Raw genomic sequence first — 23,333 nt, forward strand, 5'->3', positions numbered from 1 at the left:
GAATGAAGGATGAAATTGACTCGTGGAATAAGTCTTTCCAGAAATTGAGCCCACGGGAGCGCCTGTATGCGCTGTTTGAAAAGGTAGAGGAAAAAGATATCCTCCTAACCTCTTCTTTTGGTAGTACATCGGCCGTGTTGCTGCATATGCTGAGTAAAGTGCGGCCGGGCTTTTCGGTGTACTTTGTCGATACAGGTTACCACTTTGAGGAAACACTCACCTATCGTGAGCTGGTAACCAAACAATTGGGCCTAACTTTAATAGATGTCCGGGCAGAGGAAAGGAAACATCGTTTTACCAGGGAAAATGAAACATGGAAGCTTAACCAGGATCTTTGCTGCTTTATTAACAAGGTTAGTCCAGTCGATGAGCTCAAGCGCCGGCACCTCATCTGGGTGTCGGGATTGTTACGATTTCAGAGTGAAAACAGACAGAAGATGGAGCTTTTCGAACAGCGTCCGGATATTGTAAAGTTTCATCCTGTTATTGATATGAAGCCTGAAGAAGTAGCCCTTTATAGGCAAATTCATGAATTACCGGAGCACCCGCTACTCAGGCAGGGATACGACTCCATTGGCTGTAAACACTGTACAGTAAAAGGAGCAGGGAGAAGCGGCCGTTGGGCCGATAGCCCCAAGACGGAGTGTGGTTTGCACATGTAGGGCATGGGGTGTCAGGTGTGAGGTGTGAGCATGGTGTTACCGATACCTCAAACCCCATACCCGATACCTGTCATTATGTTTTCTGTTTTTTCTTTTTAGCTGCCGGAAACAGGATGTTGTTCAGGATGAGTCGGTAGCCCGGAGAATTAGGGTGAAGGTTCAGGTCTGTGGGTTCTTCACCTACCTGATGGGCATAATCTTCGGGGTCGTGGCCGCCGTAAAACGTCCAGAAGCCTTTGCCGAACACACCATGGATGTATTTGGCCTCGTCAATGGCTTTTGCTTCTCCCATTACCACCACATCAGGCTTTACCAGTTTATTTTTGAAGGCAGTTGTTTGCCCCATAAAGCCCTTGATAAGGTGGGTGTGGTTTTGGGTGAGCATGGTAGGAATGGGATCCCATTTGGCAGAGTATTCGAAGAGCTCGAAGTAATCATTTTCCTCCGTAATGCCACGCTCCATCGGCTGGTTGTCGATATTGGAGTATTCATACATCAGCGGGTTTCGTTCCAGCTTAAAATCCTGAAAGGCCAGTGTTTTATCATAATCGAGCTTTTGCTGGGCAGCAGGGTCGGCTGGGTCACCATCATACATATCTGCTACAATATCTACCCCTTCGGCAGCGAGGGCAATGTCATACGTATCGGTGGCAGAGCACATGGCAAACAGGAAGCCTCCGCCGGCTACAAATTCTTTAATTTTATTGGCTACGGCTAGTTTTAGCTCACTTACCTTATCAAAGCCGTGCTTACGGGCTGTTTCTTCATACTCCCGTTGCTGTTCGCGATACCAGGGCTCGTTCCGGTAAATAGCATAAAATTTACCGTACTGGCCTGTGAAATCTTCGTGGTGCAGGTGTAGCCAGTCGTATTTTGGCAGGTCGCCGTACATAACTTCGTTATCGAACACAATGTCATACGGAATTTCGGCATAGGTCAGCACCAGGGTTACGGCATCGTCCCATGGCATTTTGCTTTTAGGAGAATAAACCGCAATTTTCGGTACCTCCTGCAGTTTCATCACATCCTGATTGGTCGATGGGCTGGCAATTTCGCTTACCAGCCTGTTGGCGGCAGCATCTGAAATTACCTCGTAGCTGACGCCCCGTATAATCAGCTCATTTTCGAATTTTGGCGAATGAGGATACATAAAGCTTCCGCCCCTGTAATTCAGCAGCCAGTCGATCTCTGTTCCGTTTTCAAGCACCCAGTAGGCAATGCCATAGGCCTTAAGGTGGTTGCTCTGTTTGTCATCCATCGGAATAAGAATGTTGGAAGCTTCTGTAAGAAGGCCGGTTAGCAGCAGGCAGAGGGTCAGGATTAATTTTTGCATACGAAGGTTATGGTTGATATTTGCCGGTTATCCAAAGTATAACGATTTTCAAATAATAATCATTACAAAAAAATATTATTTGCTGTACCTTAACCGGTATAAGTGCAAAGAGGTTCAGTAGTGCCGGGGCTGTCTTTAATTTAATAAATTAAAAGGGATGGTCTTGAAACAGAGGGTGCCGCTTTTAACGTCTTATGCCGGATTAGCTGAGCTTCCGGCAGGGAGGGGCTGCCAGTGTATATTTTTGCACATTCATTTATGAGTACATAATTTATGCATTTAAAGGAAAATTTTAGCGAGGGAATGCGCTCCGTACGGGGTAATCTGTTGCGTAGTATCCTCACGGCAGCTATTGTAGCCATTGGTATTACCTCTCTGGTTGGAATATTAACGTCCATAGATGGTATGCAGGCTTCCATCACCAACAGCTTCAGTAGCCTTGGTGCAAACTCCTTTACGATCAGCTCTAAAGATAATGAACAGCGGAGCCAGAGCGAAGGCCGGCAGGAAAAGAGTTATGAACCCTTAACTTTTAATGAAGCCCGACGTTTTAAGGAGCTCTTTGGCACCTCCTCTGTTATTTCGATTAATACAAGGGTAGCAGGAGGGGTGGAAGCAAAGTATCGTTCCAAAAAAACGAATCCTAATATGATGGTGCTGGGAGCGGATGCCGAATACCTCGGGCTGGAAGGCTACAACCTGAGCGAGGGAAGAAATTTTTCTCCACTTGAAGATCAGTATGGCTCAAATGTAGCTATTATTGGTCCGCAGGTGCGGGATGCTCTCTTTGATGAGAAGGAAAACCCTGTTGGGAAGGACATTAGCCTGATGGGAAGTAAATTCAGAGTAGTGGGGGTGCTGGAGTCCAGCGGAGCGCTGGGTGGCGATTCGGGGACAGACCGGGCTTTTATTATACCCATTATCGGAGCAAGCAGGTTTGCCATTAACGGCCCCCTGCAATATACCATTGATGTGGCTGTAAAAGACCCCACCACCATGGACAAAAATATGGGAGAAGCAACCGGCCTTATGCGCAGCATCCGGCAGGACCCATTAGGGTATCCGAATTCTTTTGAAATTGAACGAAACCAGACAGCAGCAGAAAGCCTGGCCGAAATAAGTGGTTACCTGAAAATTGGAGGGTTTGTTATTGGTGCCATTACCTTAATGGGTGCTTCTATCGGTTTAATGAATATTATGATGGTATCGGTAACTGAACGAACCCGCGAAATTGGGGTAAGGAAAGCCCTGGGCGCTACTCCTCTTAAAATCCGGCAGCAGTTCCTGATTGAAGCCATCGTAATTTGTCTTTTAGGAGGGGTGAGCGGAATCATTTTGGGAATTGCCATCGGGAACGTGGTGGCGAATTTTATAGGCGACGGGGTATTTATTATTCCATGGTTATGGATATTTACCGGTGTGACTATATGCGTGATTGTGGGCTTATTTTCCGGCTTTTACCCTGCTTATAAGGCTTCGAAGTTAGATCCTGTGGAGTCACTCCGATTCGAGTAAAGGAGGAACTAAATTGTTTTGGTAAAAAGTGGTGACATTTTTGCTGGAATGTTTATTATATTGTTAAATTATACGCAATATGTAATATTTTTGTAGAAATGTCCCTGCATCCATTCATACTATCTTTCCTTTTTCTTTTACTGCCCCTGTTTGTACAGGCACAGCAGCAACAGGAGGTGGTGCTTACAGGTGTTTATAACGGAAAGAACCTGTATGTGCAAAATCCCCTCAGCAGTAACCTTAAGGATTACTGTACCAGAGAAGTATGGGTAAACGGAGAGCAGGTTTTTGTAAATCCCCGCTCGAGTGCTTTTACGGTAAATCTTTCGCACCTGAAAGAACAGCAGCCTGTGGCCGTAAGAATTCTTTACAGCAGTGGCTGTGCCCCAAAAGTGATAAACCCGCAGGTAATTAAAACCCGCAATAATTTTCAATACCTGAGCATTCAGGTAGATAAGCAAAAGCTGGAGTGGCTAACGAGCGGTGAGAAAGGGAGCGGAAAGTTTTTTGTAGAAAAGCTGGTTGAACAGCGCTGGCAGCCGGTAGTGAGCGTGGAAGGCTATGGCGAGGAAAGCAGCCGTTACCAGGCGGAGGTAGAGCACCACTCCGGCGCCAACCAGTACCGGATTAAATACCTTCAACAGGATGGAGAAACTTTTTACAGCAGGGTCCATACCTACCAGTCTCCTGTAGAGCCTGTTACCTTTGCTCCTACACGTGTATCGGACAAGATTTACCTGAGCCGCGAAACGGAGTACATTGTTAGTGACCCTAAGGGTAACCAGTTGCTGAAGGGTTTTGGTAAGGAAATTAAACTCGGACATCTTAATTCCGGCCTTTATTACCTCAATATCGACAACCGGCTGGAGAAGTTTTATAAAAAGTAAGCAGCCCGAAAACAGCTCTTCCTGCTTAAGTTTTACAATGCAGAATCGCCGGCCATTCTCTGCCACAGGAAAAGATGGAGGGACATCAGAGAAAGAGTTAGCTTGTTTATAAGGAAGGTGATGAGGGGGGGGCGGGAATATTTTTTGCGGCAGTGTTCAAAGTAGGTATTCTGCATAAGGGCGAGTTCGAAAACTGTTTTCCGCAGGTTCCCTTTCTGTAGACCATTCCATAAGGCGGCTCTTAAAAAATCCACATTCTGTAATGATTTACCCTCTTCATTGCTTAAATTACCTGAAATCATTTTTTAACCAAATGTAGAAGGTCCAATGAAAAAAGATACCCTCATCATCGATTTTGAAGACGTTATAGCAGAAGAACTCCTCGACAGGAATATCCGGGAAGGTGTTTCCTCTATTGCCTGCACAGGAAAATACCTGTGGGTAGCAGGCGATGAGAACATTAGTATACAGCGACTCGAACAGCTCGAAGATGGCTCATACGGGAAAGCCAAAAACTACTTTTTGAAAGATTTTATTGAACTGCCCTCGCCAGACGATGAAGCGGACATAGAGGGGATGGATGTTTATGGTAACTATTTATGGGTGGTTGGTTCTCATAGCTATAAAAGAAAGAAAATACGGGAAGAAGCCGAAGATCAGGAAAAAGAGATCGATCGCATCTGTAAAACAAAGCTGGGGCCAAACCGGAACCTGCTGGCACGCATTCCCATTTTAAAAGGCGAAGATGGTGAATATACACTGGTGAAGGAGGGGCCCAACCCGGCAAATCCAGATGAGCCCTTAAAGGCAGCAAAACTCAAGCACAGCAAAAAAAAATGGAGCCAGCTTACCAAGAAGCTAAAAAAGGACAGGCACCTCGGGAGTTTTATCACCCTGCCCGGAAAAGACAACGGTTTTGATATTGAAGGACTCGCGATTCATGAAGATAAGCTGTTCTTAGGCTTGAGAGGTCCGGTACTGCGAGGGTGGGCCATTATACTCGAAATTCAGCTGAAGGAGAAGGGGGAGGGACTTCTTAAGCTGAAAAAAGATGAAGAAACTGGGGATTATTATCAAAAGCATTTCGTCAACCTCCATGGCATGGGTATTCGCGAACTGGTGTGCCAGGGAAAAGACCTGCTTATACTGGCCGGACCTACCATGGACCTGGATGGGACCATGGAAATTTACCGGTGGAAAAACGGAACCCAGCATGCCGGTAATCAGCTGGTATGCCGCCGCGATATTGAAAGTATCCATATGTTCCCGCATACCGGCAAAGAACATGGCATTGATAAGGCCGAAGGTTTAGGCTTGCGGGAGGAGGATAACTCCCTCCTGGTCGCTTTTGACAGCCCAAGCAAAAAGAGGAAAATAGGAGAACACAAGGTGAAGCTCGATATTATTTACCTGGATCCGGTAGCGGAGAAGGGGTAAGTATTAAGGTAAAAACGATAAGGTAGAATTCCCTGGATGAAAGTAGCCAGGGAATTTTTTTTGGAGTGGAGTAGGTGCTAAGGAGGGTTCCTGATTTTTAAAGCTGCGATACCATTTCAGCTAAATTGTAATAACTTTGTTCATCTCTATGCCTCCTTCACCAATTAGTACACCTACCGTTGAAGGAGGATTAATAAAACCAAATAAAACACTTTGCAAGTACAGTGGGTCAGATGAAAAAGCACATTATTTACTGGATAGCTCCGGCTGTCATCCTTATCCTGTATATCCTGATTTATTTTTTTGACTGGGGAGGGCTGAGCTTTGCCATGGCTCCGGAATATAACCGGGAGTTTGGAGTAATAGAAAATACACAGGTACTTATTATCGTGGGTATGCTGGTCGTGTGTTTGAAGGGAAGTAAGCTGTCGGATAAGCTGCCGAAATATTTTTTTCTACTGGGAATGCCGGCTTCTCTTTTTATATTACTGGAAGAGGTGGATTATGGTTTGCATATATACGACTGGTATGTTGGAAAGACAACGGCCATGATTAATGCAGAATACGAAACGAAGGTAAGGAACATCCACAACAGCTTTGCCCTGACAGAGGTATTCAAGAAGCTTTCTTTTCTCTTTCTGGCCATTATTTGCCTGCTGGCGGCCCGGCCTAAAGGAAAGTTTCAGTTTCTGGACAGGTTTCAGGCGCTGGTGCCGGCCACCTTCAGGCCTAGCCCGCTGTTGGCCCTCACTGTTGTTTTAGTTCCGCTCATAAGCCAGTTTGCTTTCTTTATCAAGAATAATTTTGATATCCGGAGCAGAGTGCTAAACGGGAATATTTCTGAATTTGAAGAAACCTTAATTTATTACTGCATTTTTTTATACCTGTATCAGGTGCTGGCAAATAATAGGGGATATCGTAAAAATGTAATTGTAGGTAGTGCTGAGATGAGAGAAGAAATAGCATGAAGTTTGTGAAAAAAGTTCGGAAAATAATTTAAGTTCACAATTTATATAGCGATTTGCAAAAAAAAATCTGGCAAAGTTATATTTGGTTTTCATTAAACTGCCTTTGTTGTCATTTACCATCGAATAATCGGAGGTTAGTTTAGGAGCTATACCCAATATGTTTTTTTGCCTTTTTCGCCTCCACCTTCAAAGATCTTAATCCTATCCAGACTTAGAAGGAAAGGAATATTTTTTCATTGTAACTGTTTCGCACCCATAGCTATTAAGGTCATCAGGCTGGAGTTCCAGCTTCTGGCCTAGTTTGCTTACCTTTGCATATATAATCTTCATTAATTTGTATTAAAAACGCTGTCTCATAAATAGAACATAGTTTTATTTATGAGATGGATTTATAAGAATACAGGAATACTATCCGGAGATATTTGGTGGTGATTTTCAGAATCTCAAAAACCGCAGGTTTTAGTTTACACTGAAAATGTCTGTTTTGGTTAAAGGCAAACGGATGTCCTTGAGACAACTCTAAAAGAAAAGACTTCGACTTAGACATTTCCAGGTATATGATGTATGATCTTCTAAAAGATTAGGAAGTTTTAAAGTTGGCTTCTGAGTAGCTTTCCCCCTCATCTGGCACAGAAAATTCTATGAAGTTGTCTTTATTTCTTTCTCTTTTTCTTTTACTATTAAATATCTCTTTAAGTGCTCAATCAAAAAAAATGGAATGGGGAATTAGCCTTGCTCCATCAACTGAAAGACGATACAACCCAGCTGATACAAAAAATGAATTGAACTTTAGAGGAAGGCTTTCTTACAATTTTGGTGTAAAAGCCAAGTATTTTGTCTCTGATAGGATGAGTATAAATTCCGGTCTCATGATCTATAATAAGGGTACAACTTATTCAGTACCTTATGGCTCAAACCCGATCATCCTATCACCAAATATCTGGCACTTAACTGCCCCTCTTAATCTACAGGCTCATTTTTACCTGCCAAATAAGCATTTTATATCTCCCATTGCCGGGATTACCTTTGGAAGGAAAATATTTCAATATTTTCATCAGATCGGCCCTAGAAATAGTTTCTATTATGTTTCACAACCAGGTGGATCTTCTACTTATCATCTAGGTCTTGCTTTAGGCTTATCCTATACTTTTCAACTAAAAGGGGTAAAACTAGAAATCGCTCCCTCTTACATCAGACAACTAAATCAAGGGTGGAAGTACATACCCGAATCTTACCCAAACATAAGGTATGATTCATATATTCTTGAATTTACATGTTTTGGATTATTCAAAAAAAGGATACTTCAGAATCATTAAATGCCGGAAATCCATGAGGCCTGGTGCAAGGCAATGTAGTGGCTAATAAAAATGAAGTTTTACTTTACAATAAACCGGTCGTTTTTCTGTAAAGGTAAATTAAATTAGGTATCTAGTTTCTGAGAGATAAATTTAGGACCATTGTCAACTCTAATCATTTCAGGTAAGGCTACATTATTACTTACTTTCCAATTACTGGATAAAGAACAGAACCATTAAGTAAAGCTCTTTACCTATTTTATCAACTACCATTTGTAGTTAATCGGATGCATATAAGGGAAGGTCATTTGCCTATTGGCACAAAACATTTAGAACATATTGTTTATATATTCCGCCAATTGGGATTTCAGTGGAGTTAATTTCGATGTCGTAATTTGTAAATGCGGTTATATGATGGATATTAACCAGATAAGATCGATGCACCCTTAAAAAGTCGTTTGATGGCAGGAGCTTTTCAAACACACTTATTTTTTCTTTTACAATGATGATGCTTTCAGGAGTCTGGATTTTAATATAATCTTTAATGCTTTCCACATATAAGATATCATTCATTCTAACCTTTACATTTTTTTTATCGGCTTTTACATAGATATATTCTTTTTCCTGCGTATCAGCGGACTCTTGTGGCCTGTTTTGTGATAAGGAAGAAGAGCAGCTGAAATACTTATCCATCGCTTTGAAGAATCGTTCAAAAGTGATGGGTTTCAGTAAATAGTCCACAACATTCAGCTCATATCCTTCCAAAGCATATTTCCGATAAGCAGTAGTGAAAATAACCTTTGGGGCAATGTTAGTAGATTTTAAAAAGTCAATCCCTGAGAGTACAGGCATTTGTATATCAAGGAATATCAGGTCAACAGGATGTGATTTTAAAAACTCCAGGGCTTTAACGGCATTTTTAAATGTACCCACTACTTCTAAACCACTTATTTGGGCTGCATGGCTTTCGATAAGCTCAATCGCTAATGGTTCATCATCAATAATTACAGATTTAGTGGTCATTAGTGAAACGGTTTACTTTTGAATGGCTGTAACTTATGCAGAAAAGAGTTCCGGAAATTCATTCATGTTCATCTGCTTTTTTAAAGCGCCGCTTCCAGGTTCTTGAATGCGGGATTTGAGGTTTATGGATAAAGTAACAAGATAATCCTCTTTGCTTTCCTGAATAGCGAAATCATATTCTCTGTAAATGAGTGCTAATTGCCTTCTGATATTAGATACTCCTATACCCTGTTTAATTTCTGTGTTATCTGCTTCGAAGCAAAGGCTTTTGGTATTGAAAACCTTAAAGAATAGCTGCTGGTCTTTAACAATTAATTCAATTTTTATAAGCGGAGCGTCTAAACTTCCACTGGCACCATGCTTAAAGGCATTTTCAACAATGGTCAGCAGTAGCAGGGGAGAAACTTCTACACTTTCATTTTCAATATTCTTTACAAAAGAAATTTTTAACTGATTACTATACCGCAACTGCTCCAGCGCGATATAATTATCGAGTAATTTAACTTCTTTTTCCACTGAAACTATCTCTTCATTTCCTTTGTAGAGGATATAATCCAGAATTTCCGAGAGCTTAATAACAGTTTCCGGTGCTTTATCTGATTTTTTCAGGCTCAACACATATAAGTTGTTTAAGGTATTGAATAAAAAGTGCGGGTGGATCTGGGCTTTTAGAAAGTGAAGTTCAGTACTGGCTTTTTCTTTTTCCAGTAGAATATTGCGTTGCTTCATTTCCAGTTGGCTCTTCTGCTGTTTTAAAACAGTCATGGCAAAAGCTATCAAATATATTTCCGGAAAATAAACAGTGACTAAATGGGCAAGCTGTACTAAAATTTCTGAAATACTTTCCTGCTCAAAACTCCCTTCTCTATATAGTAAAGGCTCAGCAACATATACGTTAATAATCCTTGCCAAAACGCAAATAAAATAGCCTGACACCCCAAACAGGATAAAAAATGAAAGGAATTTCTGGCGGTTAAAGAACTTCGGGATTAAATAATAATTCAAAAAATAGGCAGCGATAACCGTAGGAAGCATTCCTGGCAGGTTTAACAGAATAACCGTAAAGGTGCCCTCATATTTAGAAACAAAGCTGGACTGCGCTATGGTGAACACAAGATAAATCGTGATCCAAAACAAAAGATGCCTACCCAGACGATGTTGTAAAAGCCGGGAAAACAAATTATTTATTTGCCTCATAGCGATAGGTGGTTGAAGGATAAAGATAGCTTTAAATCTTCTGTAAGTAGCCAAAAGTAGATGAAACCCTTCTTTGGAGGATACGAAAGAGCGGAAACTACAGACGAAACTCATTTATCAGACCTTTGAGGCTTTGTGGCATCCTGCCGACCAAATTGGTCGATAAAAATAAAAACGTGCCCTAATTATTTCCATCTTCGTTCCGGGTCCTTGATCATTTCTATGGTTGCAGACAAAAAATAATTGTAACAGTTTTTATGATGATTGTAAAGCTGCAAGAATCAAATCCTCACCACTAATTTTTACCTTTATCCTTAATCAGATGCACACAGAAAACTTTAACCTCCAAAGCTTCCGGAAATTTTCCTTTATCGCTCCGAATTTATTTAGCTTAATCCTGCTCCTAAGCACACCCTTTAAGGTATTTGCCCAAGGTTACCCTAAGGCTCCTGTTGCTGTAAAGGAGGAATCGGGAGGGGAACAATCCAATTCTGATGGTTGCAAAGAATTGCTGAGGGCGGTAAAAAGCCAGGATAGTGTCAGAGTAAAGGAGCTGCTCAGAAATGTTGACCCGAACTGTATATTTAGGGGTGACGGTGAGCCCCGATCCCCTTTGGTAGCGGCGGCAAGAGCAGGATATGTTGGAATTGGAAAGCTCCTGTTGGAGGCTAAAGCAGATGTAGCCTATCATGCAGAAGGTGATGAAACTCCTTTAATGGCTGCTTCAGCAAACGGACATCTGGGCTTTGCCAAATTGTTAGTGTCCAATGGTGCTGAAGTGAATAAAAAATTGAAAAGAGAAGGCACTGCCCTTATTATTGCTGCCAGAGAAGGTCACCTGGGAACAGTGGAGTACCTTATATCACAAGGAGCAGATGTTAATGCACAGGTAACAGGTGATGGCTCTCCCCTCATTATTGCTGTGCGAAAGGGCCACCTGGATATAGCAAAGGTTTTATTAGAAAAAGGAGCGGATCCTTATTTAGCTTCACCAGGAGATGAGAACCCTTTGTATCACGCACGCATGAGTCAAAACAGGGAAATGGTGGAACTACTGGAAGAATATTCAGACCGTCATTAAACCTTTTGCCAGACCAGCTCAGCTTCTTTACGCTCTGGGCACTAATACGAAAACCAAAAATCAAGGTATTAGTATGCCTGCCACAGCCTTTCGCTATAATCCTGACAGGGGTAGTATATGCCGCTTATCAGGTAGATAAGGTTATGGCCCGGGTAGTTGTAAAACCTCCATTTAGATCTCCACCTCAAATGAAGAGGAAACTCTTAGATGCTACTGATGAAAGGCAGTTCATCCAGAGGTGGACAAGAAATGGTTGAGAATAACCCTGGAAATAACTTTTAAGCCTCCTTTTGAAAAGTGTAGACCTGCAAAGTAAAGGTAGATAGGCGGAAGGACCTTTCGGAAATACAGTTTCTGCAGAAGGCTGGGTGAAGATCATTTGAAAGCATAGGAAATTCTGAAGCCATGGAGCTGTGAAAGAACTGCTCAATAATCATGGATCCCTTAGCTCCCTTGTTCTGAAAAATAAACATAACTTCTAAACCCTTAACATGAAACGGCTTTTCCTTGTACTTCTAAATTTACTGCTTTCCCTTGTTTGCTTTGCCCAGATAGAGATAAAAGGGTTTGTAAAAGACAGCAATGGACCCATTCCTTATGTACATGTAGTTTTATTAGACTCATCAGAAGCAATCAAAGCTTACGACATCACAGATGATAATGGTTTTTTTCTCATTGAGACAGAAAAGGGAAAATATACTTTGAGCGTGAGTAGTGTCGGTTATGAGAAATTTCAACAAGAAGTTGTGTTAAATGAAAACCAGGAGCTAGAAGATATTGTCCTCAATGAATCGGCTGTTCAGTTAGATGAAATGGTTGTTGAGGGGAATAAGCCTTTGATTGAAAGAACAACTGACAGAACTGTTTTTAATGTCGAAAATAGTGTTGTAGCCAGTGGTGGAAATGCTTTGAGTGCTTTAAATGCTGCACCAGGCTTACAGATTGACCCGGGGTCAATTAGCCTGGTGGGGAGAGGGGATACCAGGGTAATGATAGACGGCCGTCTTCTGCAGTTAACAGGAGAGGAACTGGTAAACTTTTTGCAATCTATTTCCGCAGATGATATTAAGAAAATCGAAATTTTTACTAACCCACCAGCAAAATATGAAGCTGCAGGAAAAGGCGGGATCATCAATATTATCTACAAAAAAGGGAAAGGAGATTTTTGGAAGAATTCAACTACTTTGGCCTACAATCAAAACCTCTACAGTTTCTTTAACTTTGGAAACAGTTTTTTCTATAACAAGAATAAGATAAGAGCTGCCCTTAGTTTAAATGGAGTTATGGGTAATGAGAGAAATTTAGAGTTTGTCAAAACGGATTATTCAGAAGGATTATGGAAATCAGAGCTGGATGTAAAGCAGCAAAAGAATGATTTTTCAGGGCGTCTTTTACTGGATTACCATTTAACAAGTAAAACTATGGTAGGCGTCCAGTATTTGAGCTCAATTGGTGAGCCTGATAGGTTGGATAAAGCTGTAACGAATGTATTTAATAATTTCAATGCACTGGATTCAACCTTCATAAGTTCAGGTACTAATGAAAGGAATGTAGCTAGTCACCTTTTGAATTTTCATACAGTATCCTCATTAGATACGATGGGTAGAAGTATTTCCTTTGATTTTGATTATTTTTCTTATGATAATAATCTTAATAGAAGCTTTATTGTAAACATTTATTCTCCTTTAAACGAGCTTATAGGAATTAATCAGGCGGCGATTAATTTATCAGACCAGTCTATTGATAATTTTAATGCTAAAGTGGATGTAGAGCACCCTCTTACCTTTGTCAACTTATCCTACGGCGCTAGTATAGGTTTTACCAACTCCTTCAATGATTTAGATACTTACAACAATATCAACGTTGAGGAACCTGTTTTTGACCCTGCACTTTCTAACGAATTCGAATACGAGGAGAAGATTCAGGCGGCCTACCTGAGCGGCTCAAAGAAGGTAACTGAAAAGGTGGAAGTAAAAGCAGGTGTTCGAGTAGAAAATACAATTACTACAGGTTTTTCCAGAACCCTAAATCAATTAGACGAAAATGATTATTTGAAAGCTTTTCCTACTTTTTACCTTTTGTATCGGAAAAGCCAGGAGCATCATTTCTCTTTTAGTTACGGTAGGAGAATTGAAAGACCTAACTTTAGAGATTTAAATCCTTTTCGTTTTTACAGCAACAGCAATAGTTATTCAGAAGGCAACCCTTTTCTACAGCCCTCTTTTAGTGACAATTTTGAATTGAATCACTATGCGAATAAAATAGGTTTAACTTCTAATGTTTTCTTAAACATCACCACTGATGGGTTTGGGACTATTTTCTCTCCGGAGGATGAAACTAATGTGCAGGCAATAATAAGAAGAAATTATTACACCAAATACTCCGGAGGAATTGCCGAATCGTATATTTTTAACAGGATTTCCTGGTGGGAAAGCCAGAACCAGGCGGTTTTATTCGGAAACAAGGTAAGCTTTGAAAATAACATAGATGCTACTCCAAGAAATGGATGGGGACTTTACCTGGAAACTAACAACACCTTTAGTTTAAGTAAGCAAACTAAGTTTCAGGTTGATTTTTTCTATAGTTCTCCTTTTAACAATGGCTTATATAGCTTTGGTAGGCGCTATGGCTTAGACTTTGGGATAAGACAGTCTCTTTTTGATGAGAACCTCCAATTATCCTTAATTGCAAATGACGTTTTTGATACAGGAAGCTTAAACAATTTGGTTTCGGAAGTCAATGATGTAGAGGTGAACTTCAGCAGTAACTATAGCAGGAGATTCTTGCGCTTATCTGTTGTGTATAGCTTTGGGAATAACAAGATAAATGTCAGAGAAAGAAACTTTGGCAACGAAGATACCAAAAGGAGATCTGGAGGTTAAGTTTTTAACCTTCTGTAATCTTTGTCAGCTTCTCAAATTTTAGAACAGCACCTGAAAAGGTAGTAGGATTATTATAAGGTTCTTCTGTAGAAGTAAGTTCGAATTCTATAAAATACTTTCGTATACCTAATTCTCATAAACCACCGAATTCTGATAATTTATCAGCCTACAGAAGGAGGAGTAGAAAGCAATATCATTTCTTAAATGCAAAGGCCACCGGAGTGAAGTCCAGTGGCCTTTGCAGATTTTATTTGGTCTTTTTCTATGCCTGAATTGTGCTTGTCTGAACTTTTACACATTTGTACCTACTTTTTTCATAAGCTACAAGCAGTAAAAAGAGTATAGCCAGGAAAGGTGCTGTAAATGAAAAGAAGGGCTCCTGTTCTTTTGTGCAGAAGCAGAAAGAAAAGGAGTGCTAATTTTTTATAGGAACAAGCTTATTTGTTCTCTTTTAGTAGCCTGAATGCCTTTTGGCCTTTCCTTGTGTTCATCTGGATAAATAGTAAGCCGGCAGGTACACCATTCAGAGAAATGGATGTTTGTTGCGTGCTAAGCTCTTGCTGCTTTACTTTTCGACCATCTGCCGTATAAATTGTCAGGAGCACCGGCGCCGAAGGAATATCAGGTAGCAGCACACGAAACTGGCCTCTTGCCGGGTTTGGTACAATGGAGACCTTCTCAAGCAGGGGATCTTTTATGCCGGTAGGGGTATCTTCTGTTACCTTAATCTCCTGGCTATAGGAGTTGCTGCATCCCTCGTTGTTCCATACAGTATATTTAATGGTGTGCACTCCATTTCCGGCAGTGGAAGGGTTAAAGGTGCTTCCCTCCATTCCGGGGCCCCAGAATTCGCCACCTGCAGGCTGCCCGTTAAGGGTAAGGGCAGGAGCGCTTACAATGACTGAATCGGGCAGGCCGCTGAAGCTGGCATCTGCCACCGGACTGCTGCATCCACTCATTGTAAAATCTGCCACCAGCGGGAGGTGGTCGGAGGCTTCCGCATCAGCGGTGGAAAGGCCGTAAGCAGCCAGTTTCTCAGCAGGGGTTTCCATGATGTTCAGTATAAAGCTTTTCTGTACTTCCAGCATACTGTTGGTGTAAATGATAAAGTCCATTCGGCCGGCAGGGTAGTGGGAGCCTGCATTGTACCAGGTATAGGCAAAAGGATGGTCGGTATGCAGGGGCATTAAGTCAGTGAGTGTGCTGCCATCCCAATCCGGTGCGCCGCCGCTGCCGAATTCGTCGGTATTTTGAATGTCGCCATTCAGGAGGGTGCGGAGCTGCTGATTATCGCCCACAAGGTTCAGGTCGCCCGAAATAACAATGGGGGTATTGGCGGGCAGGTCAACATTACCTCCTGTTGTTTTGGCATCCAGTATAAAAGCAATAATAGCATCGCCCTCCTGCTGCCGAAGATTATCTTCATCGCAGCAACGCAGGTGCGAATTGATTACAACAATATCGCGGGGGTAAATACTGTCTGGCAGGTCAATCATGGAAGCTGCGAGGCGTGATCCGGGGAAAACTTCCCAATTTTCAACAATTGGATACCTGGAGACGGTAATATTACCATATACGGGTTTAGAGGCATACCAGCCTTCCCCGGACTCGAGTGGAAGGTGGGTGTTGAAAAAGTTTTCAGCTTCCTCGGGTGAGGTATCCCAGTTCTCATTCAGGGTGAGGATGTCTGGCTGAAGGGCCTGGTAAATTCGGGCAAACATGTCTGAGCGCTCTCTTACTGTCAGGCCATCGTGAAGTACGTTATGGGTAATTAATCTGATTTGCGGCGCAGACAATTCCTGCTGCTCTAATGTAAGGGGAGTATAGTTTTGCAGCAGGCCTTCCTGGAGAGTATAGGTAAGTGCGCCTTCATTCGGGAGCAAATCCCCACTGTTAGCCTCTTCTATAACATAGTGGAAGGCCCCCTGGCTAAAGAGCGGTGTCGAAATTTCGGACAGACCTTCCCTGCTAAGGGCAATTTCATACTCACTGGAAGTGGCAGTCGGTAAGCTTATGAGCCCGATATCATTCAGAGAATGGGAGGTAGTGCCATTTTCATTGATGTAGAGAACATCTCTACTCCCGGCTGCAATAATCAGGTCGGCGCCTATGCCTGCAACAGACCTGCCGGTGGCCGCATTGAGGTCGGTGTCCAGGTAAATATTAACATCTGCAGGATTAATGGCGTAGTCATTATCGTGAAGCTTGTAAGGCTTGTCGGCCTTCAGGTAAAAGTAAACATACTCCTCGTCGTTCGTAACACTTACAGCAGAGAGGTCCGGGCCGGTTCTTTCTTCAGCGGGCTCTGTATAGCTTTCTGCGCCAAAGCTCTCCCAATCTGTAAAGGCACCGTCAATCCGTACCTGTGCCTGTAGGCAGAGGGTGGAGACCAGGAGTAATCCCAGGAGTAATGTTTTCTTCATAGGAGATAGGAGATAGGAGATAGGAGATAGGAGATAGGAGATAGGCGGAGGTGGTGAAAAAAGAAAGCCTTGGCAATGGGTGCCAGGGCTTTCATTTATGCGTGTACAATGTAGTTTTCTGTTTCGGCCACTTCCATATGGCCATTTTTACCTATACCGGTGAGGATTACCGGCTTCAGTTCGTTGATAAGCACAGGGTCGTACTTAGCCGTTACCCTTACATAGTTCTCTGTAAAACCATGCATGTGCCCGTCCTGTACATCATCTTCGAACAAAACAGTGGCGCTCCTGCCGATATTCTGTTCATAGAAGTGTCGTTTCTTCTTTTCGCTGAGGTTGCGGAGCATCCGGCTCCGGCGGTTCCGCTCCTTCATGGGTACTACCTCTTCCATTTCAGTGGCAGCCGTATTGGCTCTTTCGGAATAGGTAAATACATGTAAATAGCTTACCTCCAGTTCATTGATAAAGTGGTAGGTTTCCAGGAAATCCTCTTCTGTTTCACCGGGGAAGCCAACAATAACGTCCACCCCTATACAGGCATGAGGCATCCGTTGCTTAATATGGGCAACTCTTTCAGCATATAACTCCCGCTGGTAGCGGCGGTGCATGCTTTTGAGTATTTTATTGCTGCCCGACTGAAGCGGAATGTGGAAGTGCGGAACAAAGCGCTTCGAATCTGCCACAAAATCAATAATATCGTCGCTAAGCAGGTTAGGTTCTATGGAAGAAATGCGGAAGCGTTCAATGCCTTCCACCTCGTCCAGCTCCTTTACCAGATCGTAGAAGCGTTCTTTTCGCCGGCCCTCCTGTATACCAAAGTCGCCGATATTTACGCCTGTAAGCACTACTTCTTTTACATCGGTAGCGGCAATTTCGCGGGCCGAAGTTACAATATTGGCAATGCTGTTGCTGCGGCTTTTGCCGCGGGCCAGCGGAATGGTGCAAAAGGCACAGTTGTAATTGCAGCCATCCTGCACCTTCAGGAAGGTGCGGGTGCGATCGCCATAGGAGAAGGCATTGTGGAAGGTGTTGGCTTCGCTGATTTCGCTGGCAAATACCCGGGCCGAGGGCTCTTTTACAAAGCCATCGAGTAGCTCTATGAGCCGGAATTTTTCCGCCGCCCCCAAAACAGCATCCACACCAGGTATTTCCGATATTTCCGTTGGCTTGAGCTGTGCATAGCAGCCAATGATGGCAACAAAAGCATCAGGATTAATTTTTTGGGCCTCCCGTACAATCTTGCGGCACTTTTTATCCGCATTATCGGTAACGGAGCAGGTGTTGATAATATAAATATCCGGTTGCTCTTCAAACTCCACTTTTTTATAGCCTTTCTGTTCGAAAAGGCGTGAAATGGAAGAGGTTTCCGAGAAATTTAATTTACAACCTAATGTATAAAAAGCTACTTTCCTCATCTTAGCAGCAAAGGTACTTAATTATTCAGATAGTCGCCAAAACTTTGCTGCAGGTATGCTTTTGCATAATCCAGTTGTGCTTTGTGTCCATCTCCCTCCTGTTCAATCATTTGCCTGCCCACATGGTCGAAGGAAAGGTAGCTGCTGTCGGTGAGCAGGCCCACTCCTTCTTTAAAAAAACAAGGGGCAAAGGCAGGGTTGCCGGGACTGAATATATCTCTGCTCCAGCGGTACTCCTTTGCAGGTATATTTAGTTGCCTGAGAAGGGTGGCTGCCAGGTCAGTTTGGGAGGCAGTGCTGCCGATAACCGCAGGCGGCGATTGAAGGGCGCCTCCGAACCAGAGCATGGGAATGTGAAATTTTTCTTTGCTGTATACAGGGCTGCGACCGGGATAGGTATGGCCATGGTCGGCAAGGATGATAAAGAGCGTATTTTCATACCATCCTTTCGTTTTGGCCTGCTCCACGAACTGGCCGATGGCGCCATCGGTATAGTGGAGGGAATTGAGAAACCGGGCAGTAGTGCCGGAGTTTTTATAAATGCCCTTGCCAGGGAAGTCGAAAGGCTCGTGGCTGCTAAGGGTAAAAAAGACCTTAAAGAAAGGTGCTGATTCTTTCGCATCCTCTTCAATATCATTAAAAAGGCGCTGTAGCACCACCTCATCGTGGGCTCCCCAGGGGCTGTTCAGCTCATCCTGCTTAAAATCTTTGGCGCTTACCTGCTGCTCAAAGCCGCCATGGTTAAGGTAGGACCGGAGGCTGGCAAAATCAAGGTCTCCGCCATAGTAAAAGGCGGTATGGTAGCCGGCATTTTTGAGCGACTGGCTTAGGTGGGGGAGGGAGCTGGTTTGCTCAGGCTTACTCAGCAGGCTTAGAGTTGGCAGGGCAGGTCTCCCGCTTAAAATAGCCACCAGGCCTTTGTCGCTCCGATCTCCACTGGCATAAAAGTTTGAAAACAGTAGCCCTTCGGCAGATAAGGCATTAAAATGGGGCGTCACCTCTTTTATGCCACCCAGACTACCGACAGCCTTGGCAGTAAGACTTTCCCAAATAATCAGTACAATATTAGGTTTGCCTCCCCGAACCAGCTGTTGCGGAGGTGCCGGATTAGCAGGATATAGTTCTTTTACAAGTTTGCTGGCAGTAGCAGAGGGCAGGTAGCGATAGGGATTGATTTCTGGATTTGTCGTTTGGGCAATAGAGTAAACGAAATTCCAGGGGACATTAATGGCCGCCTGGTTGGCAAAGTGCTGGTCCGAAAAGTAAGCATTAATCCTGCGGGCTGGCAGGAGAATAAACAGCAGCGCAGTAAATGACAGGTATACCGGTAACAGGCGAAAACTTTGCCGTGTAAAATGGGTGGTTAGTGGATGCAGCAGCTGGCGGTAAGCCTGGCTAAAAAAGAGGTTAATGAGCACATTAAGTAAAATGAGCAGCCAGAGGGGAGAGGAGCCAACGGAAACCATCATCTCCTGCGGAGTATTCAGGTACAGGAGTGGACTGGCGTCGAGGCGAAAACCCCATATGCGGAAAAGTTCCAGATCGGAAGTGCAGAGGAGGGTAACGAGAAAAATAAGGAAGCAGGTATAATAGTTAAGGAAGCTGCTGATCCAGCTTTTTGCTCCGGAAGCTGCAGAAATACTTATCAGTAAAAAAGGAATGAGGCATATACCTGCAGTTACGGAAAGGTCGAGCCGGAGACCATTTAAAAAGGTAAAAATTATCGTTTGCCAGTGCAACTGGGTTGAAAGCTCCTGGTGGTAGAGTAGAAAAACCGCCCTGATAAAGAAAAAATAACTTAACCAGAAAATAAAATAAGCCGCCATAAAAAGGCCTCTCTTCTTTATGCTCATATCACTTTCTTTCCAGTGGTTAAAAAGCAAGAACAGTAAAGACAACTTCTGCTGTTACTGGAAGCGTGCATCATGGTTTTGGAATGGGTTTAAAATTTAACCTGATTTCAGTAAAAAGGTGATTGATTTTATAAAGTAGGTTTGAAATGAAACTTATATTTTTTAATGAGGTAATAAATACTATTTTTATACCTTAAATTTAAAGCACACCTCACGAAGAAAATATGAATTTCAGATTTAAAGCCCTGGAAAAGGCACTGAGCCATGAACCGGTTCCGGTAAACACCATCTCTTCAAAAATTTCGGAGTACTATGGACAGAACGTATTTGATAAAGAAATGATGCGTTCGACCCTTTCGGCTGATATTTATGAGCAGCTGATGAAGACCATTGAAAAAGGAAGCCGGATGGAGCCCCATGTTGCTGAAGCCGTAGCATCTGCCATGCGTTCATGGGCTATCGATAAAGGGGCTACCCACTACACCCACTGGTTTCAGCCACTCACGGGTGCGACCGCCGAAAAGCACGATTCCTTTTTTGAGCCGGGTTCCGACGGACGTGGCATAGAAAAGTTTAAAGGTTCGGCCCTGGTTCAGCAGGAGCCCGATGCCTCTTCATTCCCGAGTGGAGGTATTCGTAATACCTTCGAAGCTCGTGGATATACCGCCTGGGATCCAACCTCCCCGGCTTTTTTAATGGAGAACGGGAGTGCAAAAACACTTTGTATTCCTACCGTTTTTGTGTCTTACACCAGCGAGGCACTTGACTATAAAACCCCTTTACTTAAAACTTTGGCTTTTATCGATAAAGCGGCCACTTTGGTGTGCCAGGAGCTGTTCGATAAGAATGTGACCCAGGTAAAAGCAAGTCTTGGAATTGAGCAGGAGTACTTCCTGATCGATCGCGCTATTTACCAGTCGCGCCCCGACCTGGTAATGGCAGGACGTACCGTATTTGGCCATGCACCGGCAAAAGGGCAGCAGCTGGATGATCACTATTTCGGTTCCATTCCCACACGGGTGCATAATTATATGGTGGAACTGGAGATGGAGGCGCACAAGCTGGGGATTCCGATTCGTACCCGCCATAATGAAGTAGCGCCACGGCAGTTTGAGCTGGCTCCCATGTTCGAGGAAGCCAACCTGGCAGTAGACCATAACCAGTTGTTAATGGACCTGATGGATAAGGTAGCCGAGCGGCATAATTTTAAAGTACTGCTACACGAAAAGCCTTTTGCCAATGTAAATGGCAGCGGAAAGCATAATAACTGGTCGCTGATAACCAGTACCGGTAAAAACCTGCTGGCGCCAAGCAGCAAGGCGAAAGAAAACCTGCAGTTCCTGACTTTCTTTGTTAATACCATTAAAGCGGTACATGAGTATAACGGGCTGCTGCGGGCTTCCATCGCTTCGGAAAGTAACGACTTTCGCCTGGGAGCTAATGAGGCGCCGCCTGCGATTGTATCGGCCTTTATAGGTTCGCAAATGACAAAAGTGCTGAACGAGCTGGAGAAAAACTCTACCATTGAAATCGAGAAGGGCGATAATATGTATATGAAGCTGGGTATCAATAAAATTCCGCCTATTCTGCTCGACAACACCGACCGTAATCGTACCTCGCCTTTTGCTTTTACCGGCAATAAGTTTGAGTTCAGGGCTGTAGGCTCTTCGGCCAATAGTGCCTCGGCCATGATTGTGCTCAATGCCATCGTAGGGCAGCAGCTGCTACGTTTTAAGGCAGATGTGGACAAGCTGACCAGCAAAGGGGAAAAGAAGGAGATGGCGGTGATAAAAGTGCTCCGCCGTTATATCAAGGAATCCAAAGATATTCGTTTCGAAGGCAATGGCTACAGCGATGAGTGGATTGCCGAGGCAGAGCGTCGCGGGCTTACAAATATTAAAAATACGCCGGAAGCCCTGGATGAATACCTGACTGATAAGGCCAAAAAGCTTTTTGTAGATAACAAGCTGTTTACAGAAGTAGAGTTGGAGGCGCGCCAGGAAATCAGGCTGGAGAACTATATTATGCGAGTGCAGATAGAGTCCAGGATTATTGGTGACCTATCGCAAAACCATATTATACCGGCTGTGCTGCGGTACCAGCACCAACTGGTAAAGGGCCTGAATGGTATGAAAAATATAGGCCTGGAGTTAGAAGGCTCAGTGGCATATGAAACTGTTACCGAAATCAGTACTCACCTTAATACGGTTAAAACCTTGGTAAGAGGAATGATAGAAGCTCGAAAAGCTGCCAATAAAATCGAGAATACCCGCGAAAAAGCCATTTATTATAAAGATATCCGGGAGCAGTATTTCAGCCAGATTCGTTATCATGTTGATAAGCTGGAGTTTCTGGTCGATGACTCCATGTGGCCATTAGCCAAGTATCGGGAAATTCTCTTTTAGAGCATAGAATTTAAAACGCTGAAACCTGCTGCCTGTAAAATGCAGCAGGTTTTTTTATGCTTCGATTTTCAGTAAACGAAGGTACTGCTGAAAGCAGTTTCGGGCAAAAGAAGGTAGCTGCTGGTATTCCTCCAGCGGAAGCTTTCGGCTTATCTTAAAAAAATCTTTATCCAGTAGTTCCTCTAACTCATTAGACTTGAAGGAGGACAGAGGCCGGTAGTTGTCGGGCTGGAAGTGATACTCCCAGGGGGTATCGTTTACTGATGCAAAATCATCGGGAAGAGAAGAGGCTGGTAAGCTCTCAATTAGCGTGGGGCGAAAGGTGCGGAGAGAATGCCCCTGTAGGTGGAGCGTACAGCTGAAATAATTTCCCCACCAGAAGAAGGTGCGGAAAGAAAAAACATCTTCTTTGCTCAACAATCTCGGGTAATCCAGTACCAGATAGGGAAGCCCATGGTAATTTTCTCCTCTCGAAATTTTTGCCGAGCGCTGCAGGGCATGTGGTGGGAGCTCGTTTTTATGCTTATTTGCAACAGTAAGGAGCGCCTGTTGTGTTTCCGACAGCCACTGCTGCAGCTGCCGGATGGTCTTTCTTTTGGTAAGCAGAAAGTCTTTATCGTGCAGGTAGTTTAGTGCTTTTGCAGAAATGAGGGGAGGAGAAGGGCTCATATGGTTATTAATTCCGTAAAAGGGTCAGCTACTCTGGTGAGAATTTAATGCCGGTCGGGGCGCTGAATTACTTTAACAACCACTTCGTGCTGGTCGCCGTCCTCGTCCAGTAGCTGAAAGGTTACTATAGGGTTATCCTGCTTCAGCATCCCAGAGACTTCAACGATTTTCATATTATCCTTAAGCTTTTTCTGAATTTCATCTTTGCACTCCAGGATGGCAGAGGCCAGGTTCACTTCAAATACGCTGGGGTTATAATCACCGGTTTTCATTCAATATTTTTTAAGT

The 23,333-nt window shown here is 43.5% G+C and carries 17 protein-coding genes; 9 read left to right on the forward strand and 8 right to left on the reverse strand.

Going from position 1 to position 23,333, the window contains the following annotated elements:
- Positions 1–2 precede the first annotated feature (2 nt).
- Positions 3–662, forward strand: a complete 660-nt coding sequence (locus F752_RS0109240) for a phosphoadenylyl-sulfate reductase (RefSeq protein ID WP_017731445.1) — start codon at positions 3–5, stop codon at positions 660–662.
- Positions 663–735: 73 nt separating this feature from the next.
- On the opposite strand, the gene F752_RS0109245 is transcribed toward F752_RS0109240, so the two are convergent.
- The gene (locus F752_RS0109245; protein ID WP_017731446.1) at positions 736–1,995 is read right to left on the reverse strand and encodes a hypothetical protein; all 1,260 of its coding nucleotides are present in this window, start codon (positions 1,993–1,995) and stop codon (positions 736–738) included.
- Between the two features lie 273 nt (positions 1,996–2,268).
- Here F752_RS0109245 and F752_RS0109250 point away from each other — a divergent pair, with 273 nt between their 5' ends.
- From F752_RS0109250 to F752_RS0109280, 5 genes are all read left to right on the forward strand, one after another.
- Positions 2,269–3,510 (forward strand): ABC transporter permease, encoded by a 1,242-nt coding sequence (locus tag F752_RS0109250; RefSeq protein ID WP_017731447.1) that lies wholly within the window; start codon positions 2,269–2,271, stop codon positions 3,508–3,510.
- A gap of 98 nt (positions 3,511–3,608) precedes the next feature.
- The gene (locus tag F752_RS0109255; RefSeq protein ID WP_017731448.1) at positions 3,609–4,397 is read left to right on the forward strand and encodes a hypothetical protein; all 789 of its coding nucleotides are present in this window, start codon (positions 3,609–3,611) and stop codon (positions 4,395–4,397) included.
- 327 nt (positions 4,398–4,724) lie between these two features.
- A complete protein-coding gene (locus F752_RS23785; RefSeq protein WP_017731450.1) occupies positions 4,725–5,834 on the forward strand; it encodes a DUF3616 domain-containing protein in 1,110 nt (369 codons plus the stop codon).
- A 233-nt stretch (positions 5,835–6,067) separates the two neighbouring features.
- Positions 6,068–6,802, forward strand: a complete 735-nt coding sequence (locus F752_RS0109270; protein WP_017731451.1) for a hypothetical protein — start codon at positions 6,068–6,070, stop codon at positions 6,800–6,802.
- Positions 6,803–7,443: 641 nt separating this feature from the next.
- Positions 7,444–8,118 (forward strand): hypothetical protein, encoded by a 675-nt coding sequence (locus tag F752_RS0109280; protein ID WP_026135630.1) that lies wholly within the window; start codon positions 7,444–7,446, stop codon positions 8,116–8,118.
- Between the two features lie 291 nt (positions 8,119–8,409).
- Here F752_RS0109280 and F752_RS0109285 read toward each other — a convergent pair whose 3' ends face one another.
- Together F752_RS0109285 and F752_RS26235 are read right to left on the reverse strand one after the other, a co-directional pair.
- Positions 8,410–9,120: a LytR/AlgR family response regulator transcription factor gene (locus F752_RS0109285; protein WP_017731454.1), complete on the reverse strand. Its 711-nt coding sequence runs from the start codon at positions 9,118–9,120 to the stop codon at positions 8,410–8,412.
- Between the two features lie 33 nt (positions 9,121–9,153).
- The gene (locus F752_RS26235) at positions 9,154–9,885 is read right to left on the reverse strand and encodes a sensor histidine kinase (protein WP_160164101.1); all 732 of its coding nucleotides are present in this window, start codon (positions 9,883–9,885) and stop codon (positions 9,154–9,156) included.
- Between the two features lie 754 nt (positions 9,886–10,639).
- Here F752_RS26235 and F752_RS0109295 point away from each other — a divergent pair.
- Both F752_RS0109295 and F752_RS0109310 read left to right on the forward strand, forming a co-directional pair.
- Positions 10,640–11,398 (forward strand): ankyrin repeat domain-containing protein, encoded by a 759-nt coding sequence (locus tag F752_RS0109295; RefSeq protein WP_017731456.1) that lies wholly within the window; start codon positions 10,640–10,642, stop codon positions 11,396–11,398.
- A 491-nt stretch (positions 11,399–11,889) separates the two neighbouring features.
- Positions 11,890–14,280, forward strand: coding sequence for an outer membrane beta-barrel protein (locus F752_RS0109310; protein ID WP_017731459.1), 2,391 nt, complete (start codon positions 11,890–11,892; stop codon positions 14,278–14,280).
- 437 nt (positions 14,281–14,717) lie between these two features.
- Here F752_RS0109310 and F752_RS0109315 read toward each other — a convergent pair whose 3' ends face one another.
- The 3 genes from F752_RS0109315 to F752_RS0109330 form a co-directional block, all read right to left on the reverse strand.
- Positions 14,718–16,703 carry an endonuclease/exonuclease/phosphatase family protein gene (locus tag F752_RS0109315; RefSeq protein ID WP_017731460.1) on the reverse strand — a complete coding sequence of 662 codons (1,986 nt, stop codon included), beginning with the start codon at positions 16,701–16,703 and terminating at the stop codon, positions 14,718–14,720.
- Positions 16,704–16,798: 95 nt separating this feature from the next.
- Complete coding sequence (gene mtaB, locus F752_RS0109325) at positions 16,799–18,118, reverse strand: tRNA (N(6)-L-threonylcarbamoyladenosine(37)-C(2))-methylthiotransferase MtaB (protein WP_017731461.1); 1,320 nt, start codon at positions 18,116–18,118, stop codon at positions 16,799–16,801.
- 17 nt (positions 18,119–18,135) lie between these two features.
- Entirely contained in the window at positions 18,136–19,971 is a 1,836-nt protein-coding gene (locus tag F752_RS0109330) for an LTA synthase family protein (protein ID WP_152425081.1), read from the reverse strand.
- Positions 19,972–20,195: 224 nt separating this feature from the next.
- Between F752_RS0109330 and F752_RS0109335 the strand changes: the two genes are divergently transcribed.
- The gene (locus F752_RS0109335; RefSeq protein ID WP_017731463.1) at positions 20,196–22,376 is read left to right on the forward strand and encodes a glutamine synthetase III family protein; all 2,181 of its coding nucleotides are present in this window, start codon (positions 20,196–20,198) and stop codon (positions 22,374–22,376) included.
- Between the two features lie 54 nt (positions 22,377–22,430).
- Here the strand turns inward: F752_RS0109335 and F752_RS0109340 are convergent, their stop codons facing one another.
- A complete protein-coding gene (locus tag F752_RS0109340) occupies positions 22,431–23,045 on the reverse strand; it encodes a hypothetical protein (protein ID WP_017731464.1) in 615 nt (204 codons plus the stop codon).
- A gap of 44 nt (positions 23,046–23,089) precedes the next feature.
- A complete protein-coding gene (locus tag F752_RS0109345; RefSeq protein ID WP_017731465.1) occupies positions 23,090–23,317 on the reverse strand; it encodes a hypothetical protein in 228 nt (75 codons plus the stop codon).
- Positions 23,318–23,333 lie beyond the last annotated feature (16 nt).

Source organism: Nafulsella turpanensis ZLM-10 (assembly GCF_000346615.1).
Lineage (GTDB): Bacteria > Bacteroidota > Bacteroidia > Cytophagales > Cyclobacteriaceae > Nafulsella > Nafulsella turpanensis.